We start from the raw sequence: 15,236 nt of genomic DNA, 5'->3' as shown, positions 1-15,236 counted from the left end.
GGTCATACCTTCATCGCCATCTAACGCCTGCCCGGCGAGGGCTGTGCAGATACGCCTGTGACACGCTGTGCGCCATCCCTGGCCGCTCTGCGGTTTCATCCCTGAAACCGAAGGTCACAGGCGTATCTACACTTGGTATTTAACGTCTCTTCGATTTGGCGGTATTGGTGTGTTTAAGGCGTGAAAGCTAACTGATTTTTGCCCCAAAGTGGCTTAACAAGTTATCGGTGGATCAGTAACGAACGGACTTTTTGGCCTAGCAATTATCATCGTGACACCCGTGAGATGCAATTCACTACGCCACTACATACGGCCCATCAAAAAACGGGATAAGTATACAGTTATATTAAAATCATAAGGATTTTGAACGATTTTCATCTTGTGTTTTTGCGCATTTTCTCATTTCGGTATAAATAAATGACTTTAGAATTAACTACTTACAATATTCGTTAAGTAGATAATAGGTTTGGAAAACGCGCATGCGCGTTTTTCCAGATGGTATATTTAGAAAAATGCTGATAAGTTCATTGTATACAGATAGTTAACTGTGCGCGTTTTCACTGGTCCAAAGAGGTAAACGCGCATGCGCACTAATAAAATGTTCTTACCTGCGGTAGACGATTTTTAGCAAAAAAGAAGTGATATTTAAGTCTAGCCGAAGGAATAGATAGAGCCAAACGCGATGGAAGAAACGCCTTATTTATGATAGCTTGAAAGCCCTTGCTAAGGCTCGTAAAGCGAAGCTTTAAAGAGACCTGCAAGTGACTTCAAGTAAAGAAGCGATGCTTCACTCACGCCGCATGGGGCATCAATTAAGCCCCAAGGGCATGGAATATGAACTCACGGATTGAGTAGCGATAACCTCCTCTCTCCGAAAGTAAAGAACAAGCCGTTACACGAGACCTTCGGCTCGTGAACTAGATCGTTATATTGGTCTCAAGTTTTGGAGTCATCATTGTTCGAAGAATTATTAGATCTCGCCGAAAGTAAGCTAAGAGAAAATGGTGAAAGTCCAAGTTATGAAGCTGTCAAAAATTTAGTATCCGATATCTTAATCGAAGATACAAAAGAGCAGGAAGAAACAAGAATTAAAAGTATTGTTTCTGAACATGATGCTTTTATAAAAAGAAACAGAAAACGCTGGGCTGTCGGCTTTCGAAAACTTCATGGATTAAGGGAAACCTGCTTACAAGCAGGTATGAACTTTCAAGAACAATTCTTGAAGAACCCAAAATATGAAACCGATGAATTAATTGGTGTTTTTCTTCGTCAACATGCACATGCATGCCGTATTTCGGGTGAAATAATCCATCTCCTTGAAGGTGGTTACCCTGATGCAGCTTTAGCTCGATGGCGTACATTGTATGAAATGGTAGTTACTTGCCTTGTTATACAAAAACACGGAAAAGAAGCTGCTATTGATTATATCAAGCAAGGAGCAATCCATACCGCTGAAGGTATCGAAGAACACAGGAAAACAGCAGAAGCAATGGGGCAAGAAACCTTTACAGATGAAGAAGCTGAATATTATTCAAACCTAAAAAAAGAGGTTACCAATGGAGAATCCCATTGGAATTGGGCTCGTAAGCACACAAAGTTTTCGAAAATAGGAAAGTTAAGTGAGTATGTTGGACTTGAAAAATGGTCACATAATTACTTATTAGCTAATCGGAATATACATTCTGATTATTTCGAAATGGCTTCACTGTATGCAATGAGTGAGGCAAAATACGATATGCTGCTTTGTGGTCAATCCAACTCAGGACTAACTGAACCTGCACATTTTACAGCAATTAGTTTGGCTCAAATTACTACTATATTTTTGGGTACATATATTGAAGATGAAAATAGTGGTTTGGATTATAAGGATTCAGTGATCTTCATGAGGATAATAGATAATTACGTCAAAGAAGTTGGAGATGCATTTTTGAGTGTAGAATGACCAATATAACAAGTTGCTTAAACGGACAAAAAACAGTTGGCTTTTGCTCGTTCCTCGCTAATTTTAGCCAACAATTTTATTGCCGCTTAGCAAAGCGTTATATGCCATGAGATACATCGCGATATTACTTGTAGTATTTTCAGTCCTTGGTTGTTCCCGTGTAGTGAAGGAAGATGAGAGAATTTCATACTGGAAAAGTGAATTTTCAACTCAAATTCCCGATGGATCTACATACGAAGATATTGAACGTTGGGCTACATCTCATAATATTCCTTTTAATGTTGCAAAAGGAGACGAGGGATATTTTCTTGTACTTGAAGAAACGAAAGAAAATAGCGTTGTTTGCGTTTCCTGGGTGTATAAATTGGCCTTCCAAGTAAATGAAAAACGTGAACTAACTGAATACGAAATAGGGCGGCAAGGTAGGTGTTTGTAATGGCATATAACAAGCCGTTTAACGAAAACGCCAGCAAACAACGCTGGCACGGACTCGCGAACTACGCTCACCCGTTAACGGAGCGTTAGAATTCAGGATGAACATGCAAATTTCATTGGAAGAAATAAACAAGAAAAATTATGAGTCAGTCTGTGACCTTGATGTCACTGAAGCACAAGAAGATTATGTAGCGTGCAACATGTGGTCATTAGTTGAGTCATTTTATAACGAAGGTCACACTTGTAAGGCCATTTGCTTCGACGATAAACCCGTTGGTTTCTTTATGTGGGTTAAAGAATCAGTTTCAAAAGTTTCAATTTGGCGGTTTATGGTTGACAAGAGTCATCAGAACCAAGGGATAGGTCGGAAAGCTTTAACGCTGGCAATCGAGGCTATAAAGCAAACTCCTGGCATTAAAGAAATCGAAATATGCTATAACCCCACTAATCCGGTTGCTAAAGATTTCTATTCCAGCTTTGGGTTTCAAGAAGTCGGCTTGGATGAAGATGGTGACGATATGCTAGCTCTTATCCAATTATAGCCGCCGTATTTGTGTCCCTAAGCAGGGCGTTATCCCATAGAAATTTTTATCCGAAACTGACAGGTTAGAGTTAAGGCTTTAACTCGAAAATGTCCAGAAATGAGTTAACTTGTGATTGCCTAAGTGGTACCAGTAAGGTCAAATCGAAGAGATAGAAAACTCGGTGTGAACACAGTTGTGACCTTCCGAGGCATGGATGCCGAGGTAGAGCTCACATGGAAGTGCTTGAACAACGTCCATGTCTAAAAGCCAGTTCGGCATCCATGCCTCTCGTTCGTAAGCACGAAGCTACGCTTCACTCACCGTGTCACAAATGTGTTTGCACGTGAGGCCTGCTGCAAGCAATTCAAAACTATGAAGGTCAACGCTACCATCAGCGAAGTAAAAATCAACACAGCTAAATGCTACAAGCCAAAAATGCTAGCCCCTTCATTCCAAGGCCAGAACACTTTTGTCCAAAACCTTCTCATAAGGTCAAATCGAAGAGATAGAAAAGTCGGTGTAGGTGCGGCTGAGGCCTTCGATTTCATGGATGAAATCGTAGAGCGCCCAGGGATGGGTTTACAGCGAGCCGAAGAAGTATCTGCACGAATAGGTCGCTCTTTCACATCCTGTGATCACGACATTTGCGCATCCATGCGCTTCACCTGCGGCAAGCAATTCAAAACCATGAAGGTCAACGCTACCATCAGCTATGTAAAAACGAACACACCCAAATGTTAAACCACAAAAATGCCAACACCTTCATTCGAAGGCCTAGCTATTGGGGGCAAAATGTAGCTGAGTTTATTTAGGCTAACTTAGCCGTCTGTCACAATACGGTAGATTGCACTTCACCATCGATGAGCTTAGTGGTTAGCCTGTCGCCTGCGTTAACATCGGCCACTTTTTGTACGACCCTTTCATTTGCATCTAAGGTAATGCTGTAGCCACGGCTTAGTGTTGCGAGTGGACTGACGGTGTCTAACTGGTGGGCGGCGTGAGTTAATGCGGTGTTTGCATCAGATAATCTAGTTTGCATTGCTTTATTAAGCTTTTGGTTTAAAAAACTTAATCGACTCTGTTCCAGCCTTAAGCGGTTGCTAGGGGATTGCTGTGCTAATCGGTGGGCTAACCCTTGGCTGCTCATATTCAATTTTGCCAGTCTGGCATTGATCGCCGATTCGAGTCTGAGCTGCATCTCATCGAAGCGCTGCTCATACTGTTGTAACTGGCGTTTGGGATCTTGCCTATGTAAACGATGCTCGATCATGCTAAAGCGTTGCTGCTGCTTTAGGCGGTAATGTTGCCAACCTTGTTTTAAGCGGGTGATCGCCATAATGAGCTTATCGCTTTTGCTTAGGGCATCTTGTGACAGCAACTCAGCCGCTGCTGACGGCGTCGGGGCACGAAGATCGGCAACGTAGTCGCTAATGGTGGTGTCGACCTCATGACCGACCGCTGAGACAATGGGAAGCGCACTGTTGTAAATTGTATGGGCCAGCGCTTCACTGTTAAAGCACCATAAGTCTTCTAATGAACCGCCGCCGCGGGTAACCAGCAACACGTCGACCTCATTGCGATCGTTGGCTTGCATAATGGCGTGACATATTGCTCTATCTGCATGTTCGCCTTGGACGGGGGCGGGATAGATTATGACCTCAATAGAGGGATCGCGGCGTTTGAGTACCTGTAGTACATCTCTTATTGCAGCACCTGTTGCTGAGGTAATAACACCGATGCGTTGAATATTATGGGGCAGTGGTCGCTTAGTGTCTGCTGCAAATAGGCCTTCAGCGGCCAGTTTCATTTTTAAGGCTTCATATTGCTGCGCTAATAAGCCATCACCTGCAGGTAACATGGAGTCGATGATAAGTTGATAGTCGCCTCTAGGCTCGTATACGCTAATAGAGCCTTTAACTAAGACCTGCTGTCCATTGGCTGGTCTAAAAGTCACGCTGCGATTTTTACCTTTGAACATGGCCGAGCGGATCTGGGCGTAGTTATCTTTTAAGGTTAAATACCAGTGGCCAGAACTGGGCGCCGAAAAATTGGAGATCTCAGCTTCTAGCCAGATCCGACCCAGTTCGCCTTCGAGAAGTTGTCTGACCTCTCCATTGAGACGGGATACGGTGTAAACATTATTTTTCGGCATATTCATAGAAATTTTACAACTAAAGCGACTTTTTTACTATTTTCCATTTACCAAGCTCAATATGCAAGGTATAATCCCGCCGCAATATTTTACCTCTTATATCACCTACATGGGGAGATGTTGCCATGCTACGTTTAAAAAAAGAAGCACTTACCTTTGACGATGTTTTGCTTGTTCCTGCACATTCGACTGTACTCCCTAATACAGCTGTTCTTAATACTCGTTTAACCCAAACAATAGAACTCAATATGCCAATTGTGTCTGCAGCCATGGATACCGTGACTGAAGCTCGTCTTGCGATCGCGATGGCGCAAGAAGGTGGTATTGGTTTTATTCATAAAAATATGAGCATAGAGCAGCAGGCAGAGCAAGTTCGCCAAGTGAAAATCTATGAAGCGGGTATCGTTCAACAACCTGTAACGGTAACGCCTTCTACAACACTTGCTGAGCTGAAAGTATTGACACAAAAGAATGGCTTTGCTGGTTATCCTGTTGTTGATGATGCGAACGAATTGGTGGGTATTATTACCGGCCGTGATGTACGTTTTATCACTGATTGGAGCCGTACTGTCGAGCAAGTAATGACGCCGAAAGCGCGCCTTGTTACTGTACCAGAAGGTACGCCTCTCGATGAAGTGCAAAAGTTGATGCATGCTCATCGTGTTGAAAAAGTCTTAGTGATCGATGCTAATTATCGTCTAAAAGGGCTTATCACTGTTAAAGATTTCCAAAAAGCGGAAGAGAAGCCAAACGCTTGTAAAGATGAGTTTGGTCGTCTACGTGTCGGTGCCGCTGTTGGCGCTGGTGCGGGCAACGAAGAGCGTGTCGATGCGCTGGTTGCTGCTGGTATCGATGTCTTGCTTATCGATTCATCACATGGTCATTCAGAAGGCGTGTTACAGCGTATTCGTGATACGCGTGCTAAATACCCAGATCTACAAATTGTTGGCGGTAACGTCGCAACGGCTGAAGGCGCACTAGCCTTAGTCGAAGCAGGCGTTAACGCAGTTAAAGTGGGTATTGGCCCTGGATCTATCTGTACCACTCGTATCGTGACGGGTGTGGGTGTTCCACAAATTACTGCGGTATCTGATGCGGCGGCAGCTGTTAAGCACTTAGATATCCCTGTTATTGCCGATGGTGGTATTCGTTTCTCTGGTGACTTAGCTAAGGCATTAGCTGCTGGCGCGTCATGCATCATGGCAGGTTCTATGTTTGCTGGTACTGACGAAGCTCCAGGTGAAACTGAACTTTACAATGGTCGTGCTTATAAATCATATCGTGGCATGGGTTCACTTGGTGCAATGACTCAAGGGTCATCGGACCGTTACTTTCAAACTGACAACGCTGCAGACAAGCTAGTACCAGAAGGTATTGAAGGTCGCGTACCGTACAAAGGTAAGCTTAAAGAGATCATCCATCAGTATATGGGTGGTTTGCGTTCATGCATGGGGCTAACTGGTTGTCCAACGATCAAAGACCTCAACGAGAAAGCTGAATTTGTGAAGGTAACATCGGCAGGTATGGGTGAGTCTCATGTGCATGATGTGACCATCAGTAAAGAAGCGCCGAACTACCGCAGCCGTTCATAAAGATTGAAATCAGGCAGTGTTATTAATAACGCTGCCTTTTGTTAATTTGATCTGTCGATAGTGATATCGGCGAGTCGCGATAATATGAAAGATAATAAGGTAAACCATGAGCAATATTCATGATCATAAGATCCTCATTCTCGATTTTGGATCTCAGTACACGCAATTAATTGCCCGCCGCATCCGTGAGATCGGTGTTTACTGTGAACTTTGGGCATGGGATGTGTCTGAAGCGCAAATCAAAGAGTTTGCACCTAACGGTATTATCCTTGCTGGTGGTCCTGAAAGTGTCACCGCCGAAAACTCACCACGTGCGCCTGAGTATGTGTTTAATGCTGGCGTTCCTGTACTTGGGATCTGCTATGGCATGCAAACCATGTCTGAACAACTTGGCGGTAAAGTGATCCGGGGTGTGGGTGAAGGTGAGTTTGGTTATGCTCAAGTTGAAGTGCAGGCACCATCACAGCTATTTAAAAGCATTGAAGATGCCGTAAGCGACAGCGGTAAGGCTTTGCTCGATGTGTGGATGAGCCACGGTGATAAGGTCTCTGAAATTCCTGAAGGCTTCATTACGGTTGCGAATACTGAAACCTGTCCATTTGCTGCGATGGCAAACGAAGAGAAGCGTTTCTACGGTGTTCAGTTCCACCCTGAAGTGACCCACACTCGTCAAGGTCAACGTATGCTGGAGCATTTCGCTCTGGGGATCTGTGGCTGTGAAGCTAACTGGAAACCATCTTCGATTATTGAAGACGCTATTGCGCGTTTAAAGCAGCAGATTGGTGATGATGAAGTTATTTTAGGTCTGTCGGGTGGCGTCGATTCATCGGTTGTCGCCATGCTACTGCACCGTGCTATCGGTAAACAGTTAACTTGTGTGTTTGTTGATAACGGTTTATTACGTCTCAATGAAGCCGATCAAGTGCTAGAGATGTTTGGCGATCACTTTGGACTTAACATCGTTCATGTTGATGCAGAAGACCGTTTCCTTGATGCCCTTGCTAGTGAAGCGGACCCAGAAGCTAAGCGTAAGATCATTGGTAAAGTGTTTGTCGATATTTTCGATGAAGAGTCGAAAAAATGCGTTAATGCTAAATGGTTAGCACAAGGTACAATTTATCCTGACGTGATCGAATCAGCTGGAAGCGCGACGGGTAAGGCACACGTGATTAAGTCTCACCATAACGTTGGCGGTTTGCCAGACGATATGGAGCTTGGCTTAGTTGAGCCACTTCGCGAGCTGTTTAAAGATGAAGTGCGTAAGATTGGTCTAGAGTTAGGCTTGCCTTACAATATGCTCTACCGTCATCCATTCCCTGGACCTGGCCTTGGTGTTCGCGTGCTGGGTGAAGTGAAAAAGGAGTATTGCGATCTGCTGCGCCGCGCCGATGCGATCTTTATTGAAGAGCTGCATAAAGCAGATCTTTATAATAAAGTCAGCCAAGCGTTTACCGTGTTCCTACCTGTGCGCTCTGTGGGCGTGATGGGTGATGGTCGTAAGTACGATTGGGTTGTCTCTCTACGTGCGGTAGAAACTATCGACTTTATGACGGCACATTGGGCGCATCTACCTTATGATTTCTTAGGCCGCGTATCAAACCGCATCATTAATGAAATCGACGGTATTTCTCGTGTGGTTTACGATATTTCTGGTAAGCCCCCTGCGACCATTGAGTGGGAATAATCTTGCTGTGATAGCTTGAATAAAAGGGGCATAGCAATATGCCCTTTTTTTTGTGGTTAATGTGACCGATTCTAGTATGAGTGTAACCGGTCGTTCTAGCTTTGCTTTGAGTTTACTTTGAGTTTACTTTGAGTTTGGTACGAGTTTGGTTTTAGTCTGTTCTGGCAACCAGTGTTGTCGTCATAAATGGAGAAGTGGCTTGTCTCAACAAGAGAGAGATATCTATTTTATGCGCCATGCAATGGCGTTAGCTGCAAAGGCTGAAGAGGCTGGAGAAGTCCCGGTAGGAGCTGTACTGGTTAAAGATGACAAAATTATAGCCGAAGGATTTAACCTCAATATTTGTCAGCATGACGCCAGTGCTCATGCTGAGATGAGCTGTATTCGCGCAGCGGGTCAGTCGTTGGCAAATTATCGCCTGCTCGATACCACAATCTATGTGACGTTAGAGCCTTGTGCTATGTGTGCTGGCGCTATGGTCCACGCTCGCATTGGGCGTTTGGTTTATGGCGCTAGCGATCAAAAAACGGGCGCGGCAGGTAGCGTATTAGATCTGGTGCGTTTTGGTGGTTTTAATCATCAATTGGAGGTGACCAGCGGTATATTAGCGCAGGAGTGTGGCGAGCAACTCAGTGCGTTTTTTCGCCGACGCCGACGCGAGAAAAAGGCATTGAAAATGGCAGAGAAACAACAAGGGCTTAATGATTAAGCCCTTGGTTTATTATGGTCTACGAGAAAGTTTCGTTGGCAGACTGTTTAATAAAAGTGAAAAAATGTTTTTGTCTATTCATTGTCTGTTGGTGGCGCACTTTTATCTGGGTTCTGCGCCTTGAGGATAAATTACTGAGTGTTCTCTTTTTCATATTAACGCTCCTTAAGTATTGGCAGCCATCCCTTTACGCTGCAAGTGCTTTTTTTATTGAGGTTGGGCACCAGCGAGCTGGTCATCCTCTATTTTCTCAGCCGTCTGCTGAGTGTCATCCATCAAATCGTGTTGTAATTCTTGGTTCTGATTATCAATCCACACCAATGTATCATAGTAGCGTCTAATGTTATCGACATAATGTACCGCTTCGCTACCTCTAGCATAGCCATAACGCGTCTGCTTATAGTATTTTCGTTTCTGTAGTAAGGGAAGTACCTGTTTGAGATCCCGCCATGCACTGGGATCGAGTCCCATCGATTGCGCTAGCTTACGCGCATCTTCAACATGGCCGTAGCCTATGTTGTAAGAGGCCAGGGCAAACCACATCCGTTGATTTTCCGGAATGGATTCGGGGAGTCGCGTTAAAATATCGTTGAGATATTTAGCGCCGCCTCTGATACTTTGCACCGGATCGAGACGATTATTAATGCCCATCTGTTTGGCGGTGGGGAGCGTTAGCATCATCAAGCCGCGAACCCCTGTAGGTGAGCGAGCGTTGGGATTCCAATGTGACTCTTGATATGCCGTTGCCGCGAGTTTTCTCCAGTCGAGTTCACCTGCATGCTGTTGAAATTGCTCTCGATATTTAGGTAACTTGCTATCGATAGCGCGCAGAAACGCGCGGGTGTCCACATAGTCAAATCGTTTAACGTGAGCAAAATATTTTTCGTTTAAATGGGCGAGGGTACCGCTCCGCTTTTGCTCATGCCAAAAGCTTAATAGATCGCTCATGAGCTGGTCGCTATTGTTGGCGGGTAGTAGCCAGACGATGGCTTGGTCTTCACGCAAAACGGGTCCAGCTCTGAGCTCTGGCATATAACGGCGATTAATCTCAAAGGTCGTCGAATCGGCTAGGGTATAGCTGATCTCATCGCGAGCGATCATGGCTAATAGCTCTTCACTGTCTTTATCACTGTGCTGATCCCAAACTAGCTCGGGATACATTTTTTGTAGATTAGCTAAGGTTTCAATAAACGAGGAATCGGCGATAACGGTAACATTGTCATCAAGCTGGCTGATATCGGTAGGATATTTGGCACCTTGTTTATATACCAATACTTGATTGACGTAATAGAGCGGTGGGCCTAATCGAAACTGTTCGCGGCGGTTTTTGGTATCGGCAAGTCCTGCAGCAATGAGGTCAATCTCACCTTGTTTGAGTGCTTGGTATAGTTCATTAATATTCGAGTAGGGTCGCATATTGAGGTCTAGTCCCAAGTACTGCGCAAATCGTTCTGCCATCTCATAATCAAATCCTGCCAAACCTTGTCCGGTTGTAACATAAATTTGCGCACCATAAAGCGTGCCCACATTTAACTCAGTTTTAGATTCGACAATAGGCGCGACTTTTGTTGCTTCCACAGCTGATTGCTGACAGGCAGTCAGTAATATTAAGCAGCTAAGGATAAACAACATTTTTTTCATTAAGACTCTATTTTTTTAATCTGTTTTTTAAAGGCAGTCGACAATTATATCATAAGGGAGTGAAAACGGGATAACGCTTGAGTAGCAATGCTTGAGTCGTTGAGATCATGGCAGAGTATTTCGCTATCATGACGCTTTAATTATGGAGCAATTTCTATTGTCTGCGTCAGTTTCTTTATCACACAAAGCTGTTTTCTGTTTATGGTGATAATAAATATCGGGAAACTCTGTTTTGAAACGACTCTACGGATGATTTGTGTATGACATTTCCCTATAATAACGCCAGTTCTGACCCTGCAATTATAATTTATAAGGTGAATAGACGTGATGGAGATCATCCGCGGAGCCCCTGCATTATCAGCATTTAGAGTTCAAAAGTTAATGGAAGCCTGTGAAAATGCAGCACTTCCTATAAAAGATATCTATGCTGAATTTGTTCATTTAGCTGATTTAACTGATGATTTAGATGTTAGTGAGACCGAACAACTAGAGAAATTGTTGACCTATGGACCCGCTATCGAAGCGCACGCTCCTGAAGGCACACTGTATTTTGTCACTCCTCGTCCTGGGACCATCTCTCCATGGTCATCGAAAGCCACTGATATTGCTCACAATTGTGGGCTCAATAAAGTCAAGCGCTTAGAGCGTGGTGTCGCCTATTATGTACAAGGTGAGCCGCTAAACGATGAGCAGCAAAAACAGCTAGCTGGCTTGCTGCATGATCGCATGGTTGAAGTTATCTTAGCCGAGTTTGAACAGGCTATCGCACTATTTACCCGTACCGATCCCGCAAAAGTGATCAGCGTGAACATTCTCGGTGAAGGTAAGCGCGCACTAGAATTAGCTAACCTTGAGTTAGGCTTAGCCTTAGCCGACGATGAGATTGATTACTTAGTTGAAAACTTTGTCCGTCTTAATCGTAACCCTAATGACGTTGAATTGATGATGTTTGCTCAGGCTAACTCTGAGCATTGCCGTCATAAAATCTTTAACGCTGATTGGACTATCGATGGTGAGGTTCAACCTAAATCATTGTTTAAAATGATTAAGAATACCTTCGAGAAGACTCCAGACTACGTGTTGTCTGCCTATAAAGATAATGCTGCCGTGATGGAAGGTTCTGTTGCTGGGCGTTTTTTCCCTGAGCAAAACGGTGTCTATGCTTATCACACCGAACCTATGCATATCTTGATGAAGGTTGAAACCCATAACCACCCGACAGCGATCAGTCCATATCCTGGGGCTGCAACCGGTTCTGGTGGTGAGATCCGTGATGAAGGCGCTACAGGTCGTGGTTCTAAGCCTAAAGCGGGTTTAACTGGTTTTAGCGTATCTAACCTAAAAATCCCTGGCTTTGTTCAGCCTTGGGAAGGGGATTACGGTAAACCTGATCGCATCGTTAACGCCCTCGATATTATGACTGAAGGTCCATTAGGTGGTGCGGCATTTAACAATGAGTTTGGACGCCCCGCACTGGTCGGTTATTTCCGTACTTATGAGCAGGAAGTCGCGAGCCATAATGGCGTGGAGGTGCGCGGTTATCACAAACCGATCATGCTTGCTGGTGGTTTAGGTAACATTCGTGAAGAACATGTCCAAAAGGGTGAGATCACCGTTGGTGCTAAGTTGATTGTGCTTGGCGGACCTGCGATGAATATTGGCCTTGGTGGTGGTGCGGCTTCATCTATGGCATCGGGCCAGTCGAGTGAAGATTTAGATTTTGCCTCGGTTCAGCGTGAAAACCCTGAGATGGAGCGTCGTTGCCAAGAGGTTATCGATCGCTGCTGGCAGATGGGTGAAGACAACCCAATCCAGTTTATTCACGATGTGGGCGCGGGTGGTTTATCAAATGCGTTTCCTGAGTTAGTTAATGATGGTGAGCGTGGCGGTAAGTTTGAGCTACGTAACGTGCCTTCTGACGAACCTGGCATGAGCCCATTAGAGATCTGGTGTAATGAGTCGCAAGAGCGTTATGTGATGTCGGTTGCGCCAGAAAACCTTGAGGTTTTCACTAAGATTTGTGAGCGCGAACGTGCGCCGTTTGCGGTCGTTGGTGAAGCCACTGAAGAGCGTCATCTATCATTGTCTGATACCCATTTTGACAATAAGCCTATCGATCTACCGCTGGAAGTGCTGTTAGGTAAAGCGCCTAAGATGAGCCGAGATGTGGCGTCTAAGAAGGCACAATCACCAGCGTTAGAGCAAGACGGTATCGAATTAAAAGATGCAGTGCGCCGCGTACTTCGTCTCCCTACCGTTGCAGAGAAAACCTTCCTTATCACCATAGGTGATCGCAGCGTAACCGGTCTTGTTAATCGCGACCAGATGGTGGGGCCTTGGCAGGTACCTGTTGCCGATTGTGCGGTAACTGCATCAAGTTTTGACACTTATTCTGGTGAGGCAATGTCACTGGGTGAGCGTACACCGCTGGCATTATTAGATTTTGGTGCATCGGCTCGTATGGCGGTGGCTGAATCTATCATGAATATTGCTGGAACCGATATCGGTTCGTTTAAGCGTATTAAGCTATCGGCTAACTGGATGTCGGCCGCAGGTCACCCAGGCGAAGATGCCGGTCTTTATGAAGCGGTTAAAGCCGTAGGTGAAGAGCTGTGCCCTGAGCTAGAACTGACCATACCGGTCGGTAAAGACTCGATGTCGATGAAAACGGCATGGCAAGACAATGGTGTAGATAAGACTGTAACCTCGCCAATGTCATTGGTGATCACCGCCTTTGGTGTGGTGCAAGATATCCGTAAGACCGTGACCCCAGAGCTGAGAAGCGATAAGGGTGAAACGGAGTTATTACTGGTTGATCTAAGCAGTGGTAACCATCGTCTTGGTGGTTCTTGTTTAGCCCAGGTGTATAGTCAGCTAGGTGATTGTGCACCAGATCTTGATGATTCTGCGCTGCTTCGTGGTTTCTTTGAGGTTACCCAAACGCTGGTTGCAGACCAATCTGTTATCGCTTATCACGATCGAAGTGACGGTGGTCTATTGACGACCTTAGTTGAGATGGCGTTTGCGGGTAATACCGGACTTAACGTTAATATCGGCGCGCTTAGCGGCAGTTATTTAGAGCGTTTATTTAACGAAGAACTCGGCGCCGTGATCCAAGTCAGCGCGGCAGAGGCGAGTGCGATAAAAGCCCAATACCAAGCCGCAGGCGTTGCTTGTTATAGCATCGCCAAGCCAGTGGCTGGCGACACCATTACGATTACCGACGGTGATACTGAGGTGTTGGTCGAGTCTCGTAGCGAGCTAAGAACTATCTGGGCTGAAACGACTTATCGTATGCAGGCGATGCGTGATAATCCTGAGTGCGCTCTTGAAGAGTTTACACTTAAGCAAGTTGCTGATGCGCCAGGCCTGACGGTCGATTTAACATTTGATCCAAGTGAAGATGTTGCAGCCCCTTATATTCTTAAAGGCGCTGCACCTAAGATGGCTATTTTGCGCGAGCAAGGTGTTAACTCTCATCTAGAGATGGCTGCCGCGTTCGACAGAGCTGGTTTTGAAAGTCGTGATGTTCACATGTCGGATATCCTAGCAGGTCGTATAAGCCTAGAAGAGTTCCAAGGCTTGGCGGCGTGTGGTGGCTTCTCATATGGTGATGTACTTGGCGCGGGTGAAGGTTGGGCAAAATCGATTCTATTTAATGCCCGTGCACGTGAGCAGTTTAGCCGCTTCTTTGAGCGTGAAGACAGCTTTGCGCTAGGTGTGTGTAACGGTTGTCAGATGTTGTCTAACTTAAAAGATATCATTCCTGGCACTGAGCACTGGCCGCATTTTGTGCGTAACCGCTCTGAGCGTTTTGAAGCACGTTTCAGTTTGGTTGAAGTACAAAAGAGTCCATCACTGTTCTTTGAAGGCATGGAAGGCTCACGTATGCCAATCGCTGTCTCTCATGGTGAAGGGCGTGCGGAGTTTGCTTCTCCAGAGGCGTTACTTGCTGCGGAAGCATCTGGCACTGTGGCCCTGCGTTTTGTCGATGGTCATGGCAATATTGCGACTCAGTATCCTGAAAACCCTAATGGTTCGCCTAATGCGCTTACGGGGATCTGTAATAGCGATGGTCGTGTGACTATTATGATGCCGCATCCTGAGCGTGTATTTAGAACCGTTGCTAACTCTTGGCATCCAGATGAATGGGGTGAAGATAGCCCTTGGATGAGAATGTTTAGAAATGTTAGAGCTAAATTAGGTTAAGGTTAATTTGGTGTGCTAAATGCAAAAAAAGGGCTTCGAAAATTCGAGGCCCTTTTTTTATATCTCTAAATAGGTAGGGTGAAAGCGTCTCGATACATATAGTTAGCGATACTTGATTATATCAACTCACGCTAAATAACATTGAAAATCTGCTAATAGCAATTTTTTATGTATATGGTCTTAAATTAGAGGTTTATCACGATAACGATTTTTATGTGAAGATTCTGGGTAATTTAATTAGCAGGCGCTAAACTAATGTGTGGGTTTTAAAATTTTCAGAGGCATAAAGAAAAAGCCCCTGCTTCAACTTAGAAACAGGGGCCGTTTTGCGCTAACAAAACTTCAAGT

At 45.0% G+C, this 15,236-nt stretch carries 9 protein-coding genes; 7 read left to right on the top strand and 2 right to left on the bottom strand.

The window, feature by feature from the left end; all coding sequences use genetic code 11:
• Positions 1 to 955: 955 nt before the first annotated feature.
• From K0I62_RS13365 to K0I62_RS13355, 3 genes are all read left to right on the top strand, one after another.
• Positions 956 to 1,942 (top strand): DUF5677 domain-containing protein, encoded by a 987-nt coding sequence (locus tag K0I62_RS13365; RefSeq protein ID WP_220068586.1) that lies wholly within the window; start codon positions 956 to 958, stop codon positions 1,940 to 1,942.
• A 163-nt stretch (positions 1,943 to 2,105) separates the two neighbouring features.
• Positions 2,106 to 2,378 (top strand): hypothetical protein, encoded by a 273-nt coding sequence (locus K0I62_RS13360; protein WP_220068585.1) that lies wholly within the window; start codon positions 2,106 to 2,108, stop codon positions 2,376 to 2,378.
• A gap of 103 nt (positions 2,379 to 2,481) precedes the next feature.
• Entirely contained in the window at positions 2,482 to 2,919 is a 438-nt protein-coding gene (locus tag K0I62_RS13355; RefSeq protein ID WP_220068584.1) for a GNAT family N-acetyltransferase, read from the top strand.
• A gap of 811 nt (positions 2,920 to 3,730) precedes the next feature.
• On the opposite strand, the gene xseA is transcribed toward K0I62_RS13355, so the two are convergent.
• A complete protein-coding gene (gene xseA, locus K0I62_RS13350) occupies positions 3,731 to 5,059 on the bottom strand; it encodes an exodeoxyribonuclease VII large subunit (RefSeq protein WP_220068583.1) in 1,329 nt (442 codons plus the stop codon).
• A gap of 119 nt (positions 5,060 to 5,178) precedes the next feature.
• Here xseA and guaB point away from each other — a divergent pair, with 119 nt between their 5' ends.
• From guaB to tadA, 3 genes are all read left to right on the top strand, one after another.
• On the top strand, positions 5,179 to 6,645 hold the full coding sequence (gene guaB / locus K0I62_RS13345; protein WP_220068582.1) for an IMP dehydrogenase: 1,467 nt from the start codon (positions 5,179 to 5,181) through the stop codon (positions 6,643 to 6,645).
• Positions 6,646 to 6,751: 106 nt separating this feature from the next.
• Positions 6,752 to 8,329, top strand: a complete 1,578-nt coding sequence (gene guaA / locus K0I62_RS13340) for a glutamine-hydrolyzing GMP synthase (protein ID WP_220068581.1) — start codon at positions 6,752 to 6,754, stop codon at positions 8,327 to 8,329.
• A gap of 199 nt (positions 8,330 to 8,528) precedes the next feature.
• Positions 8,529 to 9,038 (top strand): tRNA adenosine(34) deaminase TadA, encoded by a 510-nt coding sequence (gene tadA, locus K0I62_RS13335; RefSeq protein WP_220068580.1) that lies wholly within the window; start codon positions 8,529 to 8,531, stop codon positions 9,036 to 9,038.
• Positions 9,039 to 9,245: 207 nt separating this feature from the next.
• On the opposite strand, the gene mltF is transcribed toward tadA, so the two are convergent.
• Positions 9,246 to 10,679, bottom strand: a complete 1,434-nt coding sequence (gene mltF / locus K0I62_RS13330) for a membrane-bound lytic murein transglycosylase MltF (RefSeq protein WP_220068579.1) — start codon at positions 10,677 to 10,679, stop codon at positions 9,246 to 9,248.
• Between the two features lie 327 nt (positions 10,680 to 11,006).
• On the opposite strand from mltF, the gene purL reads away from it, so the two are divergent.
• Positions 11,007 to 14,888 carry a phosphoribosylformylglycinamidine synthase gene (purL, locus tag K0I62_RS13325; RefSeq protein ID WP_220071389.1) on the top strand — a complete coding sequence of 1,294 codons (3,882 nt, stop codon included), beginning with the start codon at positions 11,007 to 11,009 and terminating at the stop codon, positions 14,886 to 14,888.
• Positions 14,889 to 15,236 lie beyond the last annotated feature (348 nt).

The organism is Shewanella psychrotolerans (assembly GCF_019457595.1).
Taxonomy (GTDB): domain Bacteria; phylum Pseudomonadota; class Gammaproteobacteria; order Enterobacterales; family Shewanellaceae; genus Shewanella; species Shewanella psychrotolerans.
This window is presented reverse-complemented; position numbering and strand designations above follow the sequence as displayed.